The organism is Acidovorax sp. FG60 (assembly GCF_057808995.1).
On record NZ_JBMDJC010000012.1, the window covers coordinates 102,319 to 126,791 of the forward strand.

Here is a 24,473-nt window from a genome sequence, read left to right on the forward strand (position 1 = left end):
GGCACTTGTGCGACCCTGAAAAGATCTTGAACAGGTTCTTAGAACCTGTCTACCATGGCTTTGAAGTGAATTCACTCGACCGAACCGGACCCACTCCATGCCCCACCTGACCATTGAATACTCGGCCAACCTGCCCCACTACCCAGAGGCCGAAACGCTGACGGCCCTGAATGCCACCCTGTGCGCCCACCCCCAGGTGCAGGACGAGGCGGACCTGAAGACCCGCTTCATCGTGGCCGACAGCTTCGAGATCGGCATCGCGCCCGCCAACCGCGCTTTTGTGCATGCCCAACTGCGCCTGCTCGCGGGCCGCACGCCAGAGGCCAAGAAGGAGCTGTCCGACCGCATCGCCGCCGTGCTGCGCGAACGCACGCCCAAGCCCCAGGGCGTGATGGTGCAGCTGAGCGTGGAGATCGTCGATATGGACCGGGGCTCGTACGCCAAGGAGCGACTCTGAACCAGCGGCGGCAATTTTTGAATAAATTTAGCCCTATCGCTTATCCACAGTCATTGTTAGCTATTATTTTTATAGCACAAACTGTGTACCCCAAAAGCCCCGCGGGTGCCTTGATGCATCAGCCTGGGTCTTCTGCCACCAACTCCGCAGCCAACCAGCCGCGCAGGCTGTTGATGAAGGCCCAGCCCTGCACGCGGGGCAGGTCCTGCAGCTGCACCACGGCTTCTGCCACACGCCCCTCGCGCAGCGCCACCGCGCGGCCCACGCCGGGCAGCAGGCCACAGGCCAGCGGCGGCGTGACCCAGCGGCCATCGAGCAGCAGGGCGATATTGCCGAAGGTACTTTCGGTGATCTCACCCGCCTCGTTCCACAACACCGTGTCGAACACCCCGGCGGCCGTGGGCGCAAAGGCCGCGTAGTGCGCGCGGCGCGTGGTCTTGTGGCGCACGAATTCGCCATGGGCCTCCGGTAGTGGGCTGCGCGCCAGCTGCAGGCGCACGGGCTCGGGCGTGGGGGCCAGTGCAAAGGCCTCGGCCCGGGGCTCACCTGCGGCATTGAGCAGCAGGCGCACACGCCAGAGGCCTGCGCCATGTCCCGCTGCCAGCATCCGCACGCACTGCTCGACCAGTTTGTCATCAAAGGGGTAGCCAAAATGCACCGCCGCCGCCTGCAGTCGCGCCAGGTGTTCGGGCAGATGGCGCCACTGGCCGTCCACCAGCGCCAAAGTTTCCAGCAGGTCAAAAGGCTGGCTCGCACGCTCCACGAAGGCGCGCTTGTGGCGCCACTCGTTCCATTCGGCGTCCGCTTGCGCGCCCGAGGTGATGCCACTGCCAATGCCGCAGGTGGCCTGGGTGTGGCCGCCGTCGGTGCGCAGCACCACGGTGCGAATGGGCACGTTGAAGGTGGCCGCCACGCGGTGCCGCCCATCTGCCCCGCCGGCACCCACAGGCCGCACCACGCCCACGGCGCCGCAGTACACGCCGCGCGGTGCGGGCTCCACCGCATGGATCATCTGCATGGCGCGCACCTTGGGCGCACCGGTGATGGAGCCGCAGGGAAACAGCGCAGCAAACACGTCGGTCAGCGTGGTACCGGGCCGCGTGCGGGCCGTCACGTCCGACGTCATCTGCCACACGGTGGGCAGGGCTTCGGTGGCAAACAGCGCGGGCACACGCACGCTGTGCGGCAGCGCGATGCGGGATATGTCGTTGCGCAGCAGGTCCACGATCATCACGTTCTCAGCCCGCTCCTTGGGCGACGAGCGCAGGTGCTCAGCGTTGGCAACATCCTGCGCAGGCGTGGCGCCACGTGGCGCGGTGCCTTTCATGGGGCGCGCCAGGATGGCTCCACCCGCCGGGTCACCATGGGCTCCGCTTTCCCAGTCAAAGAACAATTCGGGCGACACCGAAAGCACCTGTTCGTTGCCGGTGTCGATGAACGCGGCATAGCCGCCGGGCTGCGAGCGCTGCAAAGCCTGGAACAAGGCCTGCGCGCTGCCCTGCAGCAACTGGCCCGACAGCGGCGCGGTGTAGTTGACCTGGTACAGCTCGCCATCGCCGATGGCCTGGTGGATGCGGGCCAAGGCTGCATCGAACTCCGCGCGCGAGGGGCCCGAGGTCCACTCCACATGGGCCCCATCGGCCGAATCTGCAGCGGCTTCCCCGGGCCACGGCAGCGCTTCGTCATGGACGGCAAACCAGGCCAGCGGCCCCTGGGCGGCATGCACCTGCAAGGCTGCATCGAAGGCCGGAGCCGCCTCGTAGCGCACGTAGCCCACGCACCATGCGCCTGCCTGCGCGGCAGCAAACACGGCATCGAGAACGGGGCGCACCTCGGCCAGGTCACGGGCCGACAGCACGGCGCGGGGCGCGCGGAAGGCATGGCGAAGGCGGGGCGCTGACGGGGCCAGCGCGGCACTGAAGTCGATGCAGGAATTCATGGAAATGGCGGGCGCGGCGGCAGCACCTTGAAGGAAACGGGCGCCTTGAGGCAAACAAGGGCAGCTGCCTATCGTAAACGCCGCAGGGCACGGACTCTGCGGAGGGTGGGCAGCGCGGTCCTGTTGCAAGTGCAAGCAAAAAATCCATCAAATGCGAATAATTCTTGTTTATAATTTTTGCCATACGGTGCATTGCCATGCGCCCCAAGCAGCCAGCCGTCGCCAGCCAGCCTCCTGCCCCCTCAAGGAACCACTGTGCTGCCACCGACCGTGCCAGGCTCTCTGCCTTCTTCTTCGTTGGACGCCGCTCGCGCGGCCCCCCTTCACCCCCTCGCGGCCGCCACACGCCTGGCGCTCGCCAGTCTGGTCACGGCCGGCATCATGGCCCCGGCAGACGCTCAGACCGCATCTCCGGACGCCGCCGACCGCCCCCATGCCCTGCCCGAGGTCCAGGTCACGGCAGGCGGCGATGCAGGGCTGCCCGCCACCATCGGCAACGGGCACACAGCCCGCGGCGGCCGACTGGGGCTGCTGGGCAACACCGACACCCTGAACGCACCGCTCAGCGCCACCAGCTACACGTCGCAGATGGTGCAGGACCAACAGGCTGTCACCATTGCCGACATCGTGAAGAACGATTCGTCGGTCCGGCTCTCGGGCCACTCCGGCGACCAGCTGGACTCGTTCTTCATCCGCGGCTTCCCTGTGGGCGATCAGAACTCAGGCGAAGTCGCCTTTGACGGCGTCTATGGCATCGCCCCCAACTACCGCGTGCTGGCCGACTACGCGGAGCGCATCGAGCTGGTCAAAGGGCCCGCAGCGCTGCTGTTTGGCATGTCCCCGGCCAGCAGCGTGGGCGGCACCATCAACATCGTGCCCAAGCGTGCCACCAGCGCCCCGCTCACACGCATCTCCGCCGACGTTGGCCCCTCCGCACAGGGGGGTGGCCAGATCGACCTGAGCCGCCGGTTTGGCCCCGAACGCCAGTGGGGCGTGCGCATCAACGGCAGCCACCACCAGGGCGACACGCTGCTGGACAACCAGTCGCGCAAGGCGGACGTGGGAGCGATCGCGCTCGACTACCAGGGCGAACTGCTGCGCGCCACCGTGGACGCCATCGCGCAAAAGGAAAGTGCCGATGCGCCACAGCGCCGGCCATTTCTGGCCGCAGGGGCCACGGCCGTACCGGCCGCACCCGATGGCCGGCGCAACGTGAGCCAGCCCTGGGAATGGTTTGAAACCACCGACCGCTCCCTGCTGCTGCGCCTGGAATACGATCTGAACGACCAGACCACCGCGTTCGCCAACGCAGGCGGCGGACGCACACGGGTAGACCGGCTCTTTGGCAACCCCACCCTGCTCAATGTGCAGGGCGACACCAGCACGTTGCCGCAACGCTTTCAGTTCGAGGTGGACCGGAGCACGGCGGACGCCGGGCTGCGCACCAAGTTCGCCACCGGCAGCGTCCGCCACACGGTCACGCTGCAGGCCAGCACCTACCACGACCGCCTGGGCCGTGGGTCCGTCAACGGCACCACCGTGTTGTCCAACATTTACGCGCCGGTGAACAGCCCGGCGCAGAACGTGGCCGCCCCGGCCCAGGTCGCGCGGGTGGCCGACACAGAGCTGTCCAGCATCGCGCTGGCCGACACCCTGTCGATGCTGGACGACCGGGTGCAGGTACTGCTGGGCGTGCGCCGCCAGCGTGTGGAATCCGACAACTTCAACACCACCACAGGCGCCGTCACCTCGTCGTACGACCAGAGCGCAGTGACGCCGCTGGCGGGCCTGGTCGTCAAGCCCTGGCAGAACGTATCGCTCTACGCCAACTACATCGAAGGCCTGAGCAAGGGCGACATCGCTCCGGCCACGGCCTCCAACGCGGGCGAGGTGTTTGCGCCCTACAAGGCCAAACAAAAGGAAATCGGCGCCAAGTTCGAATGGGGCCGGATGATCAGCTCGCTGAGCCTGTTCGAGATCACCAAGCCCAGCGGCCAGCAGACCAACGGCCTGTTTGCAGTGGATGCCAAGCAGCGCAATCGGGGGGTGGAACTGAACGCCTCCGGCCGTGTGGTGCCTGGCGTGTCCGTCACCGGCGGCGTGACGCTGCTGCAAGGTGTGCTGAGCCAGACCAACAGCGCGGCCACGCAGGGCAAGAAAGCCATCGGCGTCCCCTCGGTGCAAGCCAACCTGGGGCTGGAGTGGGATCTGCCCTGGGTGCCGGGCCTGGCACTGAGCGGGGGTATCACCCACACCGGAAAGCAGTATGTGGACCGCGCGAACACGCTGGGCATTCCATCGTGGACCACCGCAGACCTGGGCGCCCGCTACCGCACACAGATCGCCGGCAAGCCCACGACGTTCCGTGCCAACCTGCGCAACGTGGCAGACCGCGCTTACTGGGCCAGCGTATCGCAGTACGGCAGCCTGGTGCAGGGTGCGCCACGTTCCTTGGTCGTGTCGGCCACCGTTGATTTCTGAGGCACCACCATGCGAGCCCAGCACCATGGTGAGTTGGCGGACCTGGCGGGCATGAACAAAGTTACGGTGGCGCACCGGCATGCACCACCCGTACCCGCAGCGGCGCCAACGCCGCTGCCCCCGCCAGCGGCCACGGCAGCCAAGGTGTACCCAGCCCTGCCACCGCTGCTGGATGAAGCGGTGGCAGCACTGGTGCACGCATCACCCGCAATGCTGCCGGGCCTGGTTGCCCAATACGGCTCGCCGCTGCACCTCGTCTGGCCCCAGCAGCTGGAAGACAACGTGCGCAAGCTGGCGGCCGTGCTGCAGTCCCACCCTATGCCCTTTGAGATTTTTTACGGGGCCAAGGTCAACAAGTCGCCCGCCCTGGTCCGCGCGGCCGTGCAGGCTGGCATCGGCGTGGACGTATCCAGCCTCTACGAGGCGGGTGACGCACTGCGTGCGGGTGCGGACCCCACGCGGCTGTGCGCCACCGGCCCGGCCAAGAACCGGGCGTTCCACAAGCTGCTGCTGGACAACGCATCCCTCATTTCCGTCGACTCGCTGCAGGAGCTACAGGACCTGGATCACTGCCTGCAGTCTGCTGGCGCGGGCCAGGGGACGCGCGTGCTGCTGCGCTACCGGCCCCACTCCTTGCCCACCAGTCGCTTTGGCATGGGCGCTGGCGACCTGCGCGCAGGCCTTGCCCGATTGGCCAACCCAGAAGCACGCATGGTTCTGGAGGGCTTTCACTTTCATCTGTCGGGCTATGCGGTCGAGCCGCGTGTGCAAGCCGTGCGCGAGCTGCTGCCCTGGGTGCACGAAGCCCGCCGCATGGGGCTGAACGCCCGGATGCTGGACATCGGCGGCGGCCTGCCCATTCGGTATGTGGACACCGCCGCCTACAGCGCTTTTCTCGCAGCGCAGGATGGCGCGCACTACCGCAGCGGCAAGGTGCCCACATCGTTCTACCCCTATGGCGGGCCTGTGGACGCCTGCATGTGGATGGAGCAACTGCTGTGCTCGGCGTGCATGGATGGCATGACCGTGGCACAGGCCCTGAACGCGGCAGGCCTGACACTGGCCATCGAACCCGGGCGCAGCCTGGTGGACCAAGCCGCCATCTCGGTCTTTCGCGCCACGCGGGTGAAACCGCTGGCCGACGGACGGTATGTGATCTTTGTGGAAGGCAGCAGCTTCAGCGCCTGCGAGACCTGGTTCGGCTCCGAGTTCCTGGTGGACCCGGTGCTGGTGCCAGGGAGTGCCCATGGATCGCCCCCCACGCCGCCACAGGCTTGCCATGCCTACATCGCCGGGCACAGCTGCCTGGACGACGATGTTCTGACCCACCGCTGGATCAGTTTTGCGCGTGTACCGCAGGCCGGTGACCTGCTGGTGTATGCCAACACAGCGGGCTACCAGATGGACCTGCTGGAAAACGAGTTTCACCGCCATCCCATGCCCCGCCGCATTGCAGTCACCCGCACTGCGGCAGGTGCCATGGCCTTTTCGCCAGACGACGACCGAACGGAGTAAAGACATGATTCTCAGCAAAGTGACGGACCTGATCGGAAACACGCCCATCCTGGGCATCCCGATTCCTTCGAAGAAAACGCGGCTGCTGCTCAAGATCGAGAAGAACAACCCGGGCGGGAGCATCAAGGACCGCATGGCGCGCAACATGATCGTCGCGGCGATGCGCTCCGGCCGCCTGCAGCCCGGGGGCGTGGTGGTGGAGTCTTCGTCAGGCAACACCGGCATTGGACTGGCCATTGCCGCCATCGAGTTCGGCCTGCGCTTTATCGCGGTGGTAGACCACCATGCCGCGCCCGACAAGATCGCCGTAATGCGCGCACTGGGCGCGGAGATCCGCTACGTGGAGGGCGACTACCGCGAGGACGAGGTGGCCGTGGTGGAGCGCCAGCGCCTGGCGGCCGAGGTGGCCTCCAAGATTCCCGGTGCGGTGTTCATGAACCAGTCGGACAACGTGGCCAATGCGGGCGGCTACTTCGACTTCGTGCGCGAAGTGATCGACCAGGTCCAAGGCCCGGTGGACGCGTATGTGGGCTGCGTGGGCACGGGCGGCTCGATGACGGGCATTGCGCGCGGACTCAAGCTGCACAACCCCCGCACCCGCACCATCGCAGTCGAACCTGCAGGTTCCATCATCTTCGGGCAGCCTGGGCGGCCGTACTACCAGTCGGGCACGGGCACACCCAAGGGCGACACCGTGGGTCTGGTGCTGGACTACAGCTGCATCGACCTGGGCGTGCAGGTGACCGATGCGCAGGCCTTTGAAACCGCCCGCTATTTCGCACAGCACACGGGCCTGCTGGTGGGCGGCTCCACCGGCGGCGTGCTCTACAAGGCCCTGGAGTTCATCCACAGCGGCATGATCGCGGGCAACGTGGTGGCGGTGGTGGCGGACGGGGGCGAGAAGTACCTGCACACCGTGTTCAACGAGGCATGGCTCAAGGAACGCAACATCATCGACCCTACGGTCTGGGCGCAGCTCGACGGCTGGCTGGCCAAGGACGTGGTGGAAGAACTGCCGCGTACCAACGACCGGCTGAAGGTGGCCTGAACGTGGATGCCATGCAAGACCTGGACGTGGTTGTCTGCGGCGGCGGGCGAACGGGGCACCTGAACGCGGTGCTGTTCAAGCAGGTGCCCGGCGTTCGCGTGTCGCTGCTCACCACGCGGCAGGATGTCATCGCGCGCCACCAGAAGAGTCCCGACGGCCTGACCGCCTTGGTGCCGGACTCGCCCCCGCTGCGGGCGCGGCTGGATGCAGTGGGCCACGATGCCACCCTGGTCGCCGACGCAGACCTCGTGATCCTCACAGTGCCGGCCCACGTGCGCGCCGCCTGGCTGCGCGGCATGGTGCAGGCGCTCCCGCGCGACAAGCCCGTGTATGTAGGGGCCATCCCGGGCTTTTGCGGCTTTGACTGGCTGGCCGAGCAGATCCTGGCAGAACGGCCCAACGCGGTGATCTGGGGCATGAAGGACGTGCCCCACACCGCGTACGACCTGCACCCCGGTGTCTCGGTGCGCATGGGGGGCGCCAAGCAGGTGCTGCACGTGGGCACCCACGCCCGAGAGGGCGCCAGCGCACGCACTGCCCTGCAACGGATGCTGCAGCGCCTGTACGCAGCACCGGTGGAGTTGCTCGACCACTACCTCGAAATCACGCTGACGCCGGGCAATCCCATCATGCACAGCTCGGTGGTCTATGGATTGGCAGGCCCCTACAGCCAGTGGCACGAGCGCACCTTTCCTGCACCCGTCTGCTGGTGGACGGACTGCACCGAGCTGGGCGCGTATTTTCTCGCGCGCAGCGACGAAGAAAACCAGCGGCTGTGCAAGGCCGCCGAGCAACGCCTGGGCATCAACCTGTCGTCGGTCAAACCCCTGCACCAGGAGATCGTCGAAGCCTACGGAGACCAGGTACGCGACCCCCGCACCCTGCTGTCCGTGCTGCGCTCCAACCAGGCCTATGACGCGATCGAAGCCCCGATGGTGCAGGCCGCTGGCCAGCCCGGCTACGTGATCGACAAGGACAGCCGCGCGTTCCAGGAGGATGTCGCCTACGGCCTGGCCGTGCTGGTGGAAATGGGACGGCGGCTCAACGTGCCACTACCCCACATCCAGGAGATCTTCGACTGGAACGTGGACTACATGCAGGGCCTGCGCGGCTCGGCGCTCGACTACTTCCCATCCACCTGGCCCGCCTGACGGGCGTGCCCTGCCCTGCTTTCCCATGCACCTCTCTACCCATACCCTGGCCCGGCCAGAACCCAGCTCGGCCTCCATCCCTCCGCCACAAGACGCACAGGCTCTCGCGCAGCACAACGCACTGCGGCGCCTGGTGCGCTGCCTGTTCGCCGAGGGCATTCTCGACAGTGGGTCGCTGGTCTTTGCCCCGCACGGCGATACGGCCTGGTTCCCGCTGTGGGAGCACCATGCCCTGGTGTATTTCTCCGCGCTGCGGGCCGCACCCGCCCGCACGTTCCTGCTCGACGGCACGATCACCCTCGTGGAGCCAAGCGGCAAGAACACGGCCATCGACACACCCGGCCAACTCATCGATCTGCTCGCGCCCTACCTTGATTTCACCGCCACAGCGCAGGGCCTCGCCGGGCTGAAGAACGACATGGCCAACAGCGTCGCCAATGACGCGCTGGCACGCGGCCACCGCCGCCACTGGAACGAAGAACTGCGGCAAGCCATTTTGGACACCGGCTCCAAAGGCCTGGTGGACTATGTGCGCCACCACCGTACCGCGCGGGATGCTGCGGTGCTGCTGGAGCAGTGGGGCTCGCTCGAAGGGCACCCCTTCTACCCCACCTGGAAAACCAAGCCCCAGCTGAGCCCCACCGAAGTCGCACAGCTGTCACCGGAATTCAATGCGTGCGTGCCCGTGCGCATCGCTGCACTGCGGGCCGACATGGCCTATGTGGAACGCATGCCCCATGTGCAGGACTACCGCACTTGGTTTTCCCAGCAGTTCCCGGACGTGTGGCAGCGCTGGAGCGATAGCCTTCGGGGACGGCAGCAGAACGCTGACGACTGGCTGCCCCTGCCCATCCACACGTGGCACCTGGAGCACTACGTGAAGGAAGCCTACGCGGACGAAATTGCCGAGGGTGTGCTCATCACCGACGGCATCGACATCGACACCCGCCCCACCATGTCTTTTCGCACCATGGTGCCGCAGCTGCCCGGGGCCACGCCGTTCATCAAGCTGCCCCTGGCGCTGTGGCTCACCAGCGAACAACGCAGCCTGCAGGCCAAGTCGATCCACATGGGGCCGCGCATCAGCGCAGTGATCGAACGCATCCTGGCCGAGGAAAACGGCTTTGACCGCCGCCTTGAAATTTTTCCCGAAGAAGTGGCGCTGCACTACCGCCACGCGGTCCGCCAGGAGGACCGCCCGGGGCGGCACCTCTCGGTGGCCTACCGCGGGGCCTGCCAAGCGCTGGACCGCAGCGACGGTCTGCTGCCCATCACGGTGGCCACCTTGTTCACGGCTTCGCCGCTGGACGGACGGCCGCTGGTGACGGAACTGATCGAGCGCACTGCAGGCCGTGCCACGCCTGAAACGGTGGGCGCGTATTTCAGGCAATACGCGCGCGCCGTCACACGGCCTGTGGTGGCGATCTACCTGCTCTACGGCATCGGCCTGGAGGCCCACCAGCAAAACACGTCCGTGCTGTGTTCCGAGGATGGCAGCCCCCGGGGCCTGCTGATCCGGGACTTTGGCGACGGGCGCACGTTTGCCCCGCTCCTGGAAGCGCGTGGCTACACCCTGCAGCCCTATGTGCACCCGGGCATCCTGCCCACTGTTTTCCGGGACGACATCGAACCCGTACGCACCTTCGTGCTGGACGCCTGTTTTGTGTGTCATCTGCATGAACTGGCCCTGGCGCTCACACACGAGTACCGGTTGCCCCCTACCTGGCTCTGGGAGATTCTTCGCGAGGAAACCGAGGGCGCCTTCGATGCGGTGCAGGCGCGTGTCGAGCCGCAGTTGTGGCGCGCGGAGCGCGAACAGTTTCTGCATGCGGCCTGGCCCACGCGCTCGGTGTTGCGCATGCACCTGCAGCAATACGCAGACTACCGCCTGCAGCACCGGCTGCCCAACCCGCTGGGCGCGCCCCCGACCTGCGGGAAGGTGTGATGGCCCCCACGCCAGCCGCCTCCGGGGCCCTGCCCCGCCTGGTTCACGCGCTGTTCGTGATCCAGCTCATTTCCATGGGCGCCATGGAAATGAGCGGGCCCTTCTGGCCGGTGCACCTGCAGTCCCTGGGCGCATCGCCCGGCGTGCTGGCGTTTGCGGGCATTGCCGTGTATGTGGGTCCCATGCTGGGCGTGGCGCTCACCAGCACGTTCTGGGGCAAGGTGGGGGACCGCTTCGGGCACAAGCCCATGATGGTCCGTGCGCTCCTGGGGCTGGCCATCACACAGCTGGCCCTGGCCTTTACGCAGGATGTCTGGACAATCCTTGCACTGCGCTTTCTGCAAGGGGCGTGCGCAGGCTATCTGGCACCGGCGCAGGCCTACGGTGTGAGCGCCGTGGTGCCTGCGGTCCGGGGGCGCCTGTTTGCCTACCTGCAGGTGTCCACCAACGTGGGCTCGCTGGCAGGGGCGCTGGCGGGCGGGCTCATCCTGGACCACGCCACGTTCTTCTGGATCAACCTCATCGCAGCGCTGCTGTGCGCAGTGTGCGCTGCAGCCGTGGCCGTGCTGCTGCCGCCCCGTCCTGCCGCAGGCAGCGCCCAGGGCGTGAAGGCAGTGCCATCACTGCCACCCACGTCAGGCAACGCAGCGCCGCTGCAACCACCATCCTGGTTTGCGTCCCCCGTGGCCGGGCTGCTGGCCGTGTTGGGCATCCTGCTGGTGGCCCGCATGCTCACGCAAACCCCGTTTGCGATGTATGTCCGCTCGGTGTTTGCCGTGGACAACTGGGTGGTGGGCCTGTGCTACGGGCTTCTTTCCATGGGGTTCATCGTGTCGGCCACGCTCTGGGCGCGCTACTTCGAGCGCTTGCAGGGCCCCGACGCCCTGATCCGCATGGCCTGGGTGGCTGCCGCCTGCGCCTTGCTGATGGTGCTGGCGGGGGCTACTCACAGCGTGGCTATTTTTATTGCACTGCACTTTGCCTGGGGCGTGCTGCTGGGCGCCACCACACCTGTGCTGATGGCCCAGATTTCGCATGCCACGAGCGGGCAACACCAGGGGCGAATTCTGGGCGTGGCGCAGAGCACCGCCCAGTTCTCGTCCATGGCCGGCATCGCACTGGGCGGGGGCCTGACCCAACTGCTGGGCCTGCACACCACCTACTTCCTTGTAGCGGGGGCCTATGCCTGCGCCCTCGCGGTCATCGTCGCCGTGCTGCGCATGCGCCGCACCCGGCCAGGCGCAGCCAGCCTTGCCGGGCCATGACCCCCACGGCGCATCGCATCTTTTTTCTCCCCACCCCTTCATTCACAAAGAGTCTTTGACATGGCAATGGGTCACCGCTGGCGCATCGCGCTTCTTATCCTTGTGCTGGCAGGCATCGCCGCCGCCGGCATTTTTCTGGCTTCCCCGGCCGCAGCCCCCGAAGGCGCTGCATCCCCCACGACCTCCAGCAGCCACCACGTCACGGTGACCGACCTGCTGGGGCGCAACGTGCAGGTGCGGGTGCCTGTGCAGCGCGTGATCCTGGGCGAAGGGCGGCAGCTGTACCTGGTGGCCGCACTCGATACGGACAACCCGATCCAGCGCATCGTGGGCTGGCGCAAGGATCTGATCCAGGCCGACCCTGACACCTATTCGGCGTACGCCAAGAAATTTCCGCGCATCGCCGACATTCCCACCTTTGGGGGCTTTGAAGACGGCACCTTCGACATCGAGCAGGCCATTGCGCAAAAGCCCGATGTGATCCTGCTGAACATCGAGGCCCAACGGGCCACCGATGACGCCCGCTACATCGAGAAGCTGGCGGCGCTGGGAATTCCGGTGGTGTATGTGGACTTTCGCCATCGCCCCATGGAGAACACCGAGCCCACCATGCGCCTGATGGGCCGGCTGCTTGGCAAGGAAGCGCGCGCTGAAGAGTTCATCGCGTACCGCGCGGCGCAGATCCGGCGCGTGGCAGACACCATCGCCGCCGAGCAGCCCCCGCGCCCCAAGGTGTTCATCGAACGCATCGGCGGCTACACCGAAGACTGCTGCTTGAGCTTTGGCAACGAGAACTTCGGCAAATACGTGGAAGTGGCGGGGGGCACGAACGTTGCCAAGGGCGTGATTCCCGGCACCTTCGGCCAGCTCAACCCTGAGCAGGTAATCGCCTCCAACCCCGACCAGGTCGTGGTCACCAGCGCCAACTGGGAGGCCTACGTACCCTCCGGCCACTGGATTGGCGTGGGCCCCGGTGCCGACCTGGCAGAGGCCCGGCGCAAGCTCGAAACCTATACCCGCCGCCCCGCCTACGCAGGCATCCGAGCTGCGCAAGACCGCGCGTTCCATGCCATCTGGCACCAGTTTTACAACAGCCCGTACGAGTTTGTAGCCATCCAGCAGTTGGCCAAGTGGTTCCACCCAGCCTTGTTCACAGACCTCGACCCGGACGCCACCTACCGTGAGATGCACAAACGCTTTCTGCCCGTGCCCTATGAACCCGGCTACTTCGTGAGCCTGGATGGCGCAACACCCACAGCCTCCGCAGCGCCCTCCACCGCCAAGGCTGCCCCATGACGACCACGGCGATGGCACCCCCTGCAAGCCAGGGCGCTGGCTACCGTGCCCTGGTGCGCCGCAAGCGCTGGCTGCTGCTGGGGTTTTTCGTGCTGACGACCTTGAGCCTGCTGCTGGACCTTGCGCTTGGGCCGGTGGGCTACAGCGTGAAGGACGTGGTGCAGGCTGTGCTGTGGCCCGACAGCGTGCCCGTGCAACTGCGCGTGGTGGTGTGGGACATCCGCCTGCCCACCGCGCTCATGGCGCTGGCTGTGGGTGCTGCGCTGTCGGTGGCGGGCGCACAGATGCAGACCACGCTCAACAACCCGCTGGCCAGTCCGTTTACGCTGGGTATTTCGGCGGCGGCCAGCTTTGGCGCCGCGCTCGGGCTGGCCTTCGGCGTTGCCCTGTTCCCCACGGTGGCTGGGTATGTGGTGCCGCTGAATGCCTTTGTGATGGCGATGCTGTCGGCCGGGTTGATCCACCTGCTGAGCATGAAACGCGGCGTGACCACCGAGACCATCGTGCTGCTGGGCATTGCGCTGGTGTTCACTTTCAATGCACTGCTGGCGCTGGTGCAGTATTTCGCCACCGAGCAAGCCGTGGCGGCCGTGGTGTTCTGGACCATGGGCAGTCTGACCAAGGCCACCTGGCCGAAGCTGGGTGTGACCTGCCTGGTTCTCGTGGTCACGCTGCCCCTTTTTGCGCGCAACAGCTGGGCACTGACGGCCCTGCGCCTGGGCGATGACAAGGCTGCAAGCTTCGGCATCAACGTGGCGCGCCTGCGGCTGCAAACGCTGGTGCTGATCAGCCTTCTGGCAGCCTTCCCGGTGGCGTTTGTGGGCACGATCGGCTTTGTGGGTCTGGTGGGCCCGCACATCGCACGCATGCTGATCGGTGAAGACCAGCGGTTCTTCCTGCCTGCGTCGGTCATGACCGGCGCATTGCTGCTGTCGATCAGCTCGGTGGTCAGCAAAACGCTGATCCCTGGGGCCATCTTTCCCATCGGCGTCGTGACCTCGCTCATAGGCGTGCCCTTCTTCATCTCGCTCATCCTGGGCCGCAGGGAGCGCTCATGGTGACGCTCCAGTTACAAGGGGTGGGAGCGCACTATGGCAGCCGCACGGTGCTTGCGAACGTCAACACCCCCGTCTTCCACGCTGGCCAGGTGATAGCAGTGATCGGGCCCAACGCGGCGGGCAAATCCACCCTGTTCAAGCGCGTGGCCGGCATGCTCAAGGGGCCGGGCCAGATAGTGCTGCAGGGCTCCCGCAAGGGGCCCGAGGGCATCTGCTACATGCCGCAGGACATCAGCGCCTCCGCGCGGCTCACGGTGGTTGAATCCATACTGCTGGCCGCCAAACAGCAGCACCAGGGCTGGGCGGTGAGCGATGCCGAACTGGCGCAGGTGGACGCCATCACCGCGTCACTGGGCATTGCGGACCTTGCCTTTCGCAACCTGGGGGAACTCAGTGGCGGCCAGCGGCAACTGGTGTCCATCGCCCAGACGCTGGCGCGCGACCCCGAGATCCTGCTCATGGACGAGCCCACCAGCGCGCTCGACCTGCACCGTCAGATCCAGGTGCTGGACTTCATGCGCTCGCTGGTACAGGAGCGGGGGCTGATCGTGTTCATCGCGCTGCACGACATCAACCAGGCGCTGCGCTACTGCGACCATGCCCTGGTGATCGCCAACGGCCAGGCGCAGCACAGCGGGCCTTGCGAGCAGGTGATTACTGCAGCCATGCTGCGCGATGTCTATCGCATCCGGGCCCGCATTGAAAGCTGCTCGGCGGGCACGCGGCACGTCATTGTGGACGGCGTGGCGTAGTCCGCGCCCGTCGGGTGCGCCACGATTCAATACCAGCGTGATGCCTCAGGCGGCCCCGATGCCAGGGACCAGGCCCGCCGTGGGCAGCCCGTTCCTCAGCGCGGCCGTGAAGGCCAACATGCGGTCAATCGGCTGGCGCGCGCGCGGGATCAGCGCCGGGTCCACATGGATCGCGTTGGCGCCGGTCTCCAGCACCCGCGCCACATCGGCCAGGCCGTTCATCGCCATCCAGGGGCAGTGCGCGCAGCTCTTGCAGGTGGCGCTGTTGCCGGCGGTGGGGGCCTCAATGAACACCTTGCCGGGGTTCAGCGTGCGCAGCTTGTGCATCATGCCGTTGTCGGTGGCTACGATGAATTCGGTGGCATCCATCTCGCGTGCGGCCTTGAGGATGGCGCTGGTGGAGCCCACGGCATCGGCCAGGGCGATCACGTCTGCAGGGCTTTCGGGGTGGACCAGCACCTTGGCGTGGGGGTGATCTTTTTTGAGCGCCTCCAGCTCGAAGGCTTTGAACTCGTCGTGCACGATGCAGGCGCCGTTCCAGAACACCATGTCGGCCCCGGTTTCGCGCTGGATGTAGGCGCCCAGGTGGCGGTCGGGCGCCCACAGGATCTTTTGCCCTGCTGCCTTCAAGGCACCGACGATGTCGAGCGCGCAGCTGGATGTGACCAGCCAATCGGCCCGCGCCTTCACGGCCGCGCTGGTGTTGGCGTAGACCACCACGGTGCGGTCGGGGTGGGCGTCGCAGAACGCGCTGAATTCCTCCACAGGACAGCCCAGATCGAGCGAGCAGGTCGCATCCAGGTCGGGCATGAGCACCGTCTTTTCGGGGCTCAAAATCTTGGCCGTCTCACCCATGAAGCGTACGCCGCTCACCACCAGGGTCTGCGCGGCATGGTCGCGGCCAAACCGCGCCATCTCCAGCGAGTCGCTCACCAGGCCGCCGGTTTCTTCGGCCAGGTCCTGCAGGTCGGGGTGCACGTAGTAGTGCGACACCATCACCGCATTTTTCTCTTTGAGCAGGCGGCGAATCTTGTCCTTGAGCGCGAGGCGTTCGGCCTGCGTGGGTTCGGGTGGCACGCGCGCCCAGGCGTGTTTGGTGGAGCAGACGGAGCCTTCCTCGGTATCGAGCGGCTGCTCGTACTCCACGTCGATGCGGTTCATTACAGCGGTGGTCATGACAGCTCCTGCAGGCGCATGGAAAAGTCCGTCGCCTTGACGTCCTTGGTCAGCGTGCCGATAGAGATGCGGTCCACCCCCGTCTCGGCCAGTTCGCGCAAGCCTTCGAGCGTGACGCCGCCCGATATTTCCAAAATTGCACGGCCCGCGTTGATGCGCACCGCCTCGCGCAGCGTGGGCAGCGGCATGTTGTCGAGCAGCACCATCTTGGCACCTGCATCCAGCGCCTCGGTCAGTTGCTCCAGGGTTTCCACTTCAATCTCGACGAACTTTGCTTGAACTGCCACAGTCTGGGCGGCTTTGAGCACAGCCGTCACGCCACCGGCGGCGGCGATGTGGTTTTCCTTGATGAGCACTGCGTCGTGCAGACCGATGCGGTGATTGGTGCCGCCGCCCACGCGCACGGCGTACTTTTGCGCCAAGCGCAGGCCGGGGATGGTCTTGCGCGTGTCCACGATGTGGGCACGGGTGCCCGCCACCACATCCACATAGGTGCGGGTCTTGGTGGCCACGGCCGACAGCAGCTGCAGAAAGTTGAGCGCAGTGCGCTCGGCCGACAGTAGTGCGCGGGCATTGCCTTCCAGCTCCAGCACCACCTGATCGGGCGCGCAACGCTGGCCCTCGGCCACATGCCAGGTGATCTGCACCGTAGGGTCGAGTGCGCGCAGCGCGGCTTCGGCCCAAGGGGCGCCGCAGATCACGGCGGATTCGCGCGCCAGGATGCGGGCACGGGCGCGGCGGGTGGGGTCGATCAGGCCGGCCGTGAGGTCGCCGGCGCCTACATCTTCGGCCAAAGCACGGGCCACGTCGGCCTGGGCCAGGGCCATCACATCGGTATCGCTCATGAGGGTGTTCGCGGGGTGTAACGCTGCTGTCATGGGCCGCGAGCATACCGGGAACGCAAAGGCCATGGTACCGACCTAGGCCGCATACCACTGGGCAGACAACCAATAAGTACACCCATTATTGGTCGCATAGACTCGCGGCAATTTTTGCCCATGGATGCCCCATGACTGCCACCAGCACCGCTTCCGCAACACCCTACGGCACCCTGCCGCCCGCATCCCCCCTGCCCCAACGCCGCCCGGTCAGCCTGCCGCGCCTGGCGCAGATGCGCGCAGCAGGCGAGAAGATCACCATGCTCACCGCCTACGACGCCACGTTTGCGGCCGTGGCCGATGCGGCGGGGGTGGAATGCATTCTGGTGGGGGATTCGCTGGGCATGGTGTGCCAGGGCCTGCCCAGCACGGTGGGCGTGACGCTGGACACCATGGCCTACCACACGGCCAGCGTAGCGCGTGGCCTGCACCGCGTGCAGGGCACGGCCTGGCTCGTGGCCGACCTGCCCTATGGCACCTATGCCGAGAGCCGAGAGCAGGCGCTGCGCAGCGCCTGCGTGCTGATGCAGGCGGGAGCGCACATGGTCAAGCTCGAAGGCGGGGGCTGGACAGCGCCCACGGTGGAGTTTTTAGTGCGGCGCGGCGTGCCGGTGTGCGCCCACCTGGGCCTCACACCGCAGACGGTGCATGCCCTGGGCGGCTACCGTGTTCAGGGCAAGACCGACGATGACGCCCGCACCCTGCGCAAGGAGGCACATGAGCTGCAAGACGCAGGCGCCACCATGCTGGTGCTGGAGATGGTGCCCGCCGCGCTGGCCGCCGACCTCACTGCCGAGCTGCTGCACTGCCACACCATCGGCATCGGCGCGGGCAACGGCACGGCCGGCCAGGTGCTGGTGTTGCACGACATGCTGGGCATGAACCTCGGAAAGATGCCGAAGTTCGTCCACAACTTCATGCAGGACGCAGGCAGCGTACGCGGCGCCATGGAGGCCTATGTGCAGGCTGTGAAGCAGGGGCAGTTCCCGGACAACGCCTTGCACGCCTGGTGAGCCTTCACCGCATTTCTTCATTTCTTTTCGACCTCTCCCACCCCATGCTGATTGCCCGCTCCATTGCAGACCTGCGCCAGGCCCTGGCCTCCTATCGCCACCCCGCCTTTGTGCCCACCATGGGCAACCTGCACGACGGGCACATCGCCCTGGTGCGCCAGGCCAAGCCCCTGGGCGACGTGACCGTGGCCAGCATCTTTGTGAACCGCCTGCAGTTTTTGCCGCACGAGGACTTTGACAGCTACCCCCGCACCTGGGAGGCCGATTGCGCACAGCTGCAAGCTGCGGGCTGCGATGTGCTGTTTGCCCCGCGCGAGGCCGACCTGTACCCACAGCCCCAGACCTTCAAGGTGCACCCCGACGCAGCACTGGCCGACATGCTGGAAGGCCTTTTCCGCCCCGGCTTCTTCACAGGCGTGAGCACGGTGGTGATGAAGCTCTTTGCCTGCGTGCTCGGCCAGACGGGCGGCACCGCCGTGTTCGGCAAGAAGGACTACCAGCAGCTCATGGTGATCCGCCACATGGTGCAGCAGTTTGCGCTGCCGATTGAGGTGGTAGCGGGCGAGACCTGCCGCGCGGCCGATGGCCTGGCATTGAGTTCACGCAACGGCTACCTCAGCCTGGAAGAGCGGCAAGAAGCCGTAGCCCTGTCGCAGGCATTGAAGCAACTGGCACAGCAATGGCTGAACGCTGCGCCCAACGACCGCAGCGCGGTGGAGCCCCGGGCCTTGGACGCCCTGCGCGCGCGGGGCTGGGCACCGGACTACCTCACCGTACGCCGCCGCGCCGACCTGTTGCCCGCCACAGCGGCCGATGCAGCGGGCTCGCTGGTGGCACTGGGGGCTGCGCGGCTGGGCAGCACGCGGTTGATTGACAACCTGGAGTTTTAGAACAGCTCACACCCCCCCCTCGCGCCGTTGTCGCGAGGGAGGGCCTGCCAAAGGGAGGAGCAGACGATGCTGTGCAGCCCCGCCACCGGCCCGTCTCCGAAAACAAACCAAGCACCCACCTACCGTCAGCTATTATTCGACCCCAAAGGCCCCTAGCGCTTATCTGCATTGCGCAATAAGCTACTTATTTGATAGCAAAAACTCCTCCATGTCCTGGCACGCCCGCCTGCAGCTCGACTACACGGCACAAAACAACAACGCCCGCACCGTAGCCCGCTACGAGCACAACGGCCCGCTGCGCATCCTGCAAAGCCTGTACCCCGAGGGCGACGCCATCTGCCACAACGTGCTGGTGCATCCACCCGGCGGCCTGGTGGGCGGCGACACGCTGGACATCACCACCACCGTCGGCCCCGGCGCCCACGGCCTGGTCACCACCCCCGGCGCCACGCGCTTCTACCGCTCCACCGGCCCGCTGGCCTTGCAGCGCAGCCACCTCACCCTGGCCGATGGCGCACGCCTGGAATGGCTGCCGCTGGAGGCCCTGTGCTATAGCGCCTGCCACGCCGAAAACCACCTCACGCTGAACCTCGCCCCCGGCGCCGAATGCATCGCCTGGGACGTGACCGCGCTGGGCCTGCCGCACGCGGGCCAGCCGTTTGAACAAGGCCGCTTCACCCAGCACCTGGAAGTGCCCGGCCTGTGGCTGGAGCGCGGCGTGATCGACGCGGCCGATGAACGGCTGCTGAGCAGCCCGTTGGGCCTGGCAGGCCACCGCTGCATGGCCAGTATGTTCTTTGCCGTAGGCACTCCCCTCGACCGCACGCGCCGCGACGCTGCGCTGGACGCGGCCCGCGCAGTGATGGATCAGCACCCCCAGGTCAAAGCCACCGCAGGCGCCACCAGCCCCAACGACCGCATGGTGGTGGTGCGCGTGCTGGCGCCGCAGGTGGAGCCTGCGATGAAGCTGCTCAAGGCGGTGCGGGTGGCCTGGCGGGAGGTGATGTGGGGGTTGAACGGAGAAGCGCCCCGCATCTGGGCGATGTAAGGCTGGCGGGCCTGCGTGCCCACCGGCGAGGCCTGACCAAGGCGGCGCACGCGGCACTGCCAAAGCATTGCAACGGTGCGCCCGGCGACTCTAGGCCGCGCCCCGTCAAGAGGCCACAGTGCCAGCGCTCGCCCGGAAACGACGGTTCAGGGGCGCCAAAGCGGCAACCCCCATCAACACGCCCATCAGGACCAGGCCCCATTCGGCCAGGGTGGGAACAGCGGTGACTGCAGAGGGCGCCACGGCCCAAGCCCGGGTGGACCCAAATGCCAGCGACCGGCTGGTGTCAGCACCCAGGACGAGAACGCACGAATCCAGCACACCCGCGGGCGAGGCGCCGACGGTGAGGCACTGCGCGTTGTGATCGACCTCCCCTGTTGCCTGAAAGAAGATCCAGGAATGCCGGTCTCCCGGTACATGGAGAGTGGTTCCGGTCAGCCAGCGCTGGATCCGGATGTCCGTGGTGGTGATGGCGCCGGAGGCGTTGGTGGATACGTTGAAAAGGAAGATGCGGGCAGCAGGGTCTCCGCTGGAATAGGTGTGGATTCCATCCGAGAAGCTGAAGGCCGTGACCAGAGGCGCCACGTTCGCGGCAGACAGATTGGCCGCCAGCGGGGCGGACGTCGTGAACGAGCCGGATGCACCTATGCCGGTATTGAAGTTCTGGCAGGGGCCCGCCACACAGAGCGTGAAATTGATGAGTGCGGTGTAGTTGCCCGTCGCGGTGGCAACGTAGGTCGTGGACTGCGCATGGGACGCCGCTGCGGCGCACAGCATCACAAGCGCCACGAGCCAATTCTTCATACGTTCCTTCATGGACCCCCCTCCGCGTTTTGTTAAGCAACAGGAGAGGGATCGTATAGGCATTCGCCAGCAATACCTATACGCTGATGGGCCCGTGCGCACCCGCCAGTTCAGCTGCAAGCCGTCCCGCAGGTGCCCGCAGTCATCACTGCAGGTGTTTTCGGCAGGCCTCAAGCCGCAGCGGCCGCAGGCACCTTCAGTAAACCATCGGCCTTGAACATTGCGCGAATCCCCCGCACCGCCTGCCGAATCCGTGCCTCGTTCTCGATGAGCGCAAAGCGCACATATTCATCCCCCTGGTCGCCAAAACCAATGCCCGGCGACACACACACCTTGGCCTTGTCCAGCAGTTGCCTCGCAAATTCCAGCGAGCCCAGCGCGCGATACGGCTCGGGGATGCGGGCCCAGATGTACATGCTGGCCTTGGGGCAGTCCACCGCCCAACCCGCTTCGGTGAGGCCCTTGTAGAGCACGTCGCGGCGGCGCTGGTACTGGGCAGCAATATCTTTCACACACTGCTGGTCACCCTCCAGCGCGGCAATGGCCGCGACCTGCAGGGGGGTAAAGGTGCCGTAGTCGTGGTAGCTCTTGATGCGCGCGAGCGCGGCCACGAGGTCGGGGTTGCCGACCATGAAGCCCACGCGCCAGCCGGCCATGTTGTAGCTCTTGGACAGGGTGAAGAACTCCACCGCCACGTCCTTGGCGCCGGGCACTTCCATGATGCTGGGGGCGCGGTAGCCGTCGTACACGATGTCGGCATAGGCTAGGTCGTGCACCACCAGGATGTCGTGCTTCTTGGCCAGGGCGATGACACGCTCGAAGAAGCTCAGCTCCACGCACTGCGCGGTGGGGTTGCTGGGAAAGCCAAAGATCATCATCTTGGGCTTGGGATAGCTGCCGCGGATAGCCTTTTCCAGCTCGGCAAAAAAGTCCACATCGGGCGCCACAGGCACGCTGCGGATGTCGGCACCGGCAATCACCGCACCGTAGATGTGGATGGGATAGCTCGGGTCAGGCACCAGCACGGTGTCGCCCCGGTCCAGCGTGGCCAGCATCAGGTGGGCCAGGCCTTCCTTGGAACCGATGGTGACGATGGCCTCGGTGTCGGGGTTGATGTCCACCGCGTAGCGGTCTTTGTACCAGTGGCTGATGGCGCGGCGCAGGCGGGGGATGCCCTTGCTAGCGCTATAGCCATGGGTGTCGGGCCGCTGGGCCACTTCGGTGAGCTTGGCGACGATGTGCGGTGGCGTGGCCCCGTCGGGGTTGCCCATGCTCATGTCGATGATGTCTTCGCCCCGGCGGCGGGCGGCGAGTTTCAGCTCGGCCGTGATGTTGAAGACGTAGGGAGGAAGGCGATCGATGCGCGCAAAACGGCGCTTGCCCTGCGATGCAGACATGCGGTGTGACTTTCACGTAAGCGCCCGGAACCGTCCGAGCGACGTGGCTGGCAGAAAGGCCAGCCCGCAGCCAATGTAACGCACAACACAGCGCCAGCCAGCCACCTTGCGCGCGGCTGTCGCAAAGCCGCTACGGCGCGGGCGGCCCGTGGTGTTGGGCTATGCGGTGGCAGAGGCGCGTGCGGCCGTTGCCTTTTCGCTGCCCAGCGACCACGCAAAAATGGCCACGCCACCCAAGCCCAGCACCACGCCCACCCAGCCGGTGGACGTCCAGCCCATGCCTGCCGAGATCGCCACGCCACCCAGCCAAGCGCCGAGCGCGTTGGCGGCATTGAAGGCCGAGTGGTTGAGTGCAGCGGCCAGGGTCTGCGCGTCGCCCGCCACGTCCATCAGGCGGATCTGCAGCGCGGGGCCGATGGCCACCAAGGTGCCCAAAAAGAACGTGGCCAGCGCGGCGCTGGCAGGATGGTGTGCGGCGGGCACAAACAGCGCCAGCACGAGGATGGACCACACCAGCACCTTGCCCACAGCAGGCATCAGCGCCTTGTCGGCCATGCGCGAGCCGACCAAATTGCCCGCCACCATGCCCAGGCCAAACAGCGACAGCACAAAGGGCATGAGCGCAGGCGGCATGCCGGCCACTTCGATCAAGGTGGGCTTGATGTAGCTGAACACTGCAAACATGCCACCAAAACCAATGGCGCCAATGCCCAGCGTGAACCACACCTGCTTGCGGGCCAGCGCGCCCAGCTCGCGCAGCGGGCTGGCGCCGTGCGACGCGGGCATGGCGGGCACCCAAAGGCGCACCATGACCACGGCGGCCACCGCGATCAAACCCACAAACACAAACGCAGCGCGCCAGCCAAAAGCCTCGCCCAGCGCAGCGGCAATGGGCACACCCACCAGCGTGGCGGTGGTGAGGCCCAGCATGACCCAGCCCACTGCGCGTGCGCGGCGCCCCGGTGGCGCCAGTGCGGCGGCCACCAGCGCGGCCACGCCAAAGTAGGTGCCGTGTGGCAGACCGGTGAACAGGCGCATGGCGCTCAGCGACCCATAGCCCGGGGCCAGCGCCGATGCGAAATTGCCCAGCGCATACACCACCATCAGCGCCATCAGCAGCGCGCGCCGCCCCCAGTGGGCGCACAGCACGGCCAGCACGGGCGCGCCCACCACTACGCCCAGCGCATAGGCGCTGATGACATGCCCGGCCTGCGGGATGCTCACACCAATGTCGCGCGCTACCTCAGGCAGCAGGCCCATGATGACGAACTCACCCGTGCCGATGGAAAAGCCGCCGACCCCGAGGGCCAGCACGGCGCGCACCAAGGTGCGGTCGTCGGTAGGGGTGGCGGCGATGGACGTGGGGGAAAGGGGCGCGGTCATGGCAACAACAGGGGAGACGCTGCACCGGCAAGCGACGGCAGGGCGCAGAAGGTAGACGAGACAGGGAGAAGGAGAGAAAGAAACGCAGTTACGGGGGTAAACCCGATTTTTGTAACCATAGCATGCAAAGCACCGCCTTGCTGAAGCGGGGAAATATGTAACCCAGGTTCAAAGCCATTTCAGCTATGGCTGCTACGCTGACGCCCTGACCACGCCCTTCCTCCTTTTTCAAGGACTGCGAATGACGACCACCCCAAGCACAGCAGACCACATCGCCAGCACCGTGAAGGTGCTGGCGTTCGACATCTTTGGCACCGTGGTGGACTGGCACGGCAGCATCGTGCGCGAGATGCAGGCGCTGTACCCTGCGGTAGATGGAGACGCGTTTGCGCTGGCGTGGCGCGCCGGCTACCAGCCGGCAATGGCCCGCGTGATGCGGGGTGAGCAGGGCTGGACACTGGTCGACGACCTGCACCGCAGCATCCTCGACGAAATCCTGCCGCGCTTTGGCCTAGCGCACCTGCCCGAGGCCGAGCGCCGCCACCTCAACCATGTGTGGCACCGGCTCGATGCCTGGCCCGACAGCGTGGAAGGCCTCACGCGGCTCAAGACACGCTTCACCATCACCACACTGTCCAACGGCAACATCGGCCTGCTCACCAACATGGCCAAGCGCGCCAGGCTACCGTGGGACTGCGTGCTAAGCGCCGAGGTGTTCAAGGCCTACAAACCCAGCCCCGAGACCTACCTGGGCGTAGCGCGCGTGTTTGACCTGCAGCCCGAACAGGTGGCGCTGGTAGCCACGCACCACGACGACTTGGCCGCTGCCCGCGCATGTGGCCTGCGCACCGCCTACGTCGAGCGCCCCCTGGAACTGGGCGCCGCACAGCCCAAGGACAGTACGCCACAGCCTGGCAACGATCTGCACGCCACAGACCTGAACGATCTAGCGCAGATGCTGGGCTGTTGAATGTGCC

The 24,473-nt window shown here is 66.3% G+C and carries 20 protein-coding genes; 14 read left to right on the forward strand and 6 right to left on the reverse strand.

Annotation, left to right across the window (positions count from 1 at the left end; all coding sequences use genetic code 11):
* The first annotated feature begins 97 nt into the window (after positions 1-97).
* Positions 98-457, forward strand: coding sequence for a 5-carboxymethyl-2-hydroxymuconate Delta-isomerase (locus ACODS0_RS18355; protein ID WP_121507342.1), 360 nt, complete (start codon positions 98-100; stop codon positions 455-457).
* A 118-nt stretch (positions 458-575) separates the two neighbouring features.
* Here ACODS0_RS18355 and ACODS0_RS18360 read toward each other — a convergent pair whose 3' ends face one another.
* Positions 576-2,396, reverse strand: coding sequence for a chorismate-binding protein (locus tag ACODS0_RS18360; RefSeq protein WP_488836284.1), 1,821 nt, complete (start codon positions 2,394-2,396; stop codon positions 576-578).
* Between the two features lie 255 nt (positions 2,397-2,651).
* Between ACODS0_RS18360 and ACODS0_RS18365 the strand changes: the two genes are divergently transcribed.
* The 9 genes from ACODS0_RS18365 to ACODS0_RS18405 are packed head-to-tail and all read left to right on the forward strand — an operon-like array spanning position 2,652 to position 14,907.
* On the forward strand, positions 2,652-4,877 hold the full coding sequence (locus ACODS0_RS18365) for a TonB-dependent receptor (protein WP_488836286.1): 2,226 nt from the start codon (positions 2,652-2,654) through the stop codon (positions 4,875-4,877).
* Positions 4,878-4,886: 9 nt separating this feature from the next.
* A complete protein-coding gene (locus tag ACODS0_RS18370; protein ID WP_488836287.1) occupies positions 4,887-6,392 on the forward strand; it encodes a Y4yA family PLP-dependent enzyme in 1,506 nt (501 codons plus the stop codon).
* A 4-nt stretch (positions 6,393-6,396) separates the two neighbouring features.
* Positions 6,397-7,440: a PLP-dependent cysteine synthase family protein gene (locus ACODS0_RS18375; RefSeq protein WP_436131619.1), complete on the forward strand. Its 1,044-nt coding sequence runs from the start codon at positions 6,397-6,399 to the stop codon at positions 7,438-7,440.
* Positions 7,441-7,451: 11 nt separating this feature from the next.
* Positions 7,452-8,591: an NAD/NADP octopine/nopaline dehydrogenase family protein gene (locus tag ACODS0_RS18380; RefSeq protein ID WP_488836346.1), complete on the forward strand. Its 1,140-nt coding sequence runs from the start codon at positions 7,452-7,454 to the stop codon at positions 8,589-8,591.
* 25 nt (positions 8,592-8,616) lie between these two features.
* Positions 8,617-10,536 carry an IucA/IucC family protein gene (locus tag ACODS0_RS18385; RefSeq protein WP_488836289.1) on the forward strand — a complete coding sequence of 640 codons (1,920 nt, stop codon included), beginning with the start codon at positions 8,617-8,619 and terminating at the stop codon, positions 10,534-10,536.
* Positions 10,536-11,801: an MFS transporter gene (locus ACODS0_RS18390; protein ID WP_488836290.1), complete on the forward strand. Its 1,266-nt coding sequence runs from the start codon at positions 10,536-10,538 to the stop codon at positions 11,799-11,801. Before ACODS0_RS18385 ends, ACODS0_RS18390 begins: the two co-directional genes overlap by 1 nt.
* Positions 11,802-11,861: 60 nt before the next feature.
* Positions 11,862-13,097, forward strand: a complete 1,236-nt coding sequence (locus tag ACODS0_RS18395; protein ID WP_488836292.1) for an ABC transporter substrate-binding protein — start codon at positions 11,862-11,864, stop codon at positions 13,095-13,097.
* Positions 13,094-14,158, forward strand: coding sequence for a FecCD family ABC transporter permease (locus tag ACODS0_RS18400; RefSeq protein WP_156358900.1), 1,065 nt, complete (start codon positions 13,094-13,096; stop codon positions 14,156-14,158). Before ACODS0_RS18395 ends, ACODS0_RS18400 begins: the two co-directional genes overlap by 4 nt.
* Positions 14,152-14,907 (forward strand): ABC transporter ATP-binding protein, encoded by a 756-nt coding sequence (locus ACODS0_RS18405; RefSeq protein WP_488836294.1) that lies wholly within the window; start codon positions 14,152-14,154, stop codon positions 14,905-14,907. The genes ACODS0_RS18400 and ACODS0_RS18405 overlap by 7 nt, the downstream gene beginning before the upstream one ends.
* A gap of 45 nt (positions 14,908-14,952) precedes the next feature.
* Here ACODS0_RS18405 and nadA read toward each other — a convergent pair whose 3' ends face one another.
* A complete protein-coding gene (nadA, locus tag ACODS0_RS18410; RefSeq protein ID WP_488836296.1) occupies positions 14,953-16,083 on the reverse strand; it encodes a quinolinate synthase NadA in 1,131 nt (376 codons plus the stop codon).
* Positions 16,080-16,928 carry a carboxylating nicotinate-nucleotide diphosphorylase gene (gene nadC / locus ACODS0_RS18415; RefSeq protein WP_488836298.1) on the reverse strand — a complete coding sequence of 283 codons (849 nt, stop codon included), beginning with the start codon at positions 16,926-16,928 and terminating at the stop codon, positions 16,080-16,082. Before nadC ends, nadA begins: the two co-directional genes overlap by 4 nt.
* A gap of 164 nt (positions 16,929-17,092) precedes the next feature.
* Here nadC and panB point away from each other — a divergent pair, with 164 nt between their 5' ends.
* The 3 genes from panB to ACODS0_RS18430 all read left to right on the forward strand — a co-directional run bounded on the left by panB (position 17,093) and on the right by ACODS0_RS18430 (position 19,912).
* The gene (panB, locus tag ACODS0_RS18420) at positions 17,093-17,974 is read left to right on the forward strand and encodes a 3-methyl-2-oxobutanoate hydroxymethyltransferase (protein WP_488836300.1); all 882 of its coding nucleotides are present in this window, start codon (positions 17,093-17,095) and stop codon (positions 17,972-17,974) included.
* 44 nt (positions 17,975-18,018) lie between these two features.
* Positions 18,019-18,864 (forward strand): pantoate--beta-alanine ligase, encoded by an 846-nt coding sequence (gene panC, locus ACODS0_RS18425; RefSeq protein ID WP_488836302.1) that lies wholly within the window; start codon positions 18,019-18,021, stop codon positions 18,862-18,864.
* Between the two features lie 208 nt (positions 18,865-19,072).
* Positions 19,073-19,912, forward strand: a complete 840-nt coding sequence (locus ACODS0_RS18430) for an urease accessory protein UreD (RefSeq protein ID WP_488836304.1) — start codon at positions 19,073-19,075, stop codon at positions 19,910-19,912.
* Positions 19,913-20,017: 105 nt separating this feature from the next.
* Here the strand turns inward: ACODS0_RS18430 and ACODS0_RS18435 are convergent, their stop codons facing one another.
* The 3 genes from ACODS0_RS18435 to ACODS0_RS18445 all read right to left on the reverse strand — a co-directional run bounded on the left by ACODS0_RS18435 (position 20,018) and on the right by ACODS0_RS18445 (position 23,496).
* Positions 20,018-20,716: an IPTL-CTERM sorting domain-containing protein gene (locus ACODS0_RS18435; RefSeq protein WP_488836306.1), complete on the reverse strand. Its 699-nt coding sequence runs from the start codon at positions 20,714-20,716 to the stop codon at positions 20,018-20,020.
* A gap of 170 nt (positions 20,717-20,886) precedes the next feature.
* Positions 20,887-22,113 carry an alanine transaminase gene (alaC, locus tag ACODS0_RS18440; protein WP_488836308.1) on the reverse strand — a complete coding sequence of 409 codons (1,227 nt, stop codon included), beginning with the start codon at positions 22,111-22,113 and terminating at the stop codon, positions 20,887-20,889.
* Positions 22,114-22,272: 159 nt separating this feature from the next.
* A complete protein-coding gene (locus ACODS0_RS18445) occupies positions 22,273-23,496 on the reverse strand; it encodes an MFS transporter (RefSeq protein WP_218298643.1) in 1,224 nt (407 codons plus the stop codon).
* Between the two features lie 241 nt (positions 23,497-23,737).
* Between ACODS0_RS18445 and ACODS0_RS18450 the strand changes: the two genes are divergently transcribed.
* Entirely contained in the window at positions 23,738-24,466 is a 729-nt protein-coding gene (locus tag ACODS0_RS18450; RefSeq protein ID WP_218298644.1) for a haloacid dehalogenase type II, read from the forward strand.
* The last annotated feature ends 7 nt before the right edge of the window (positions 24,467-24,473 follow it).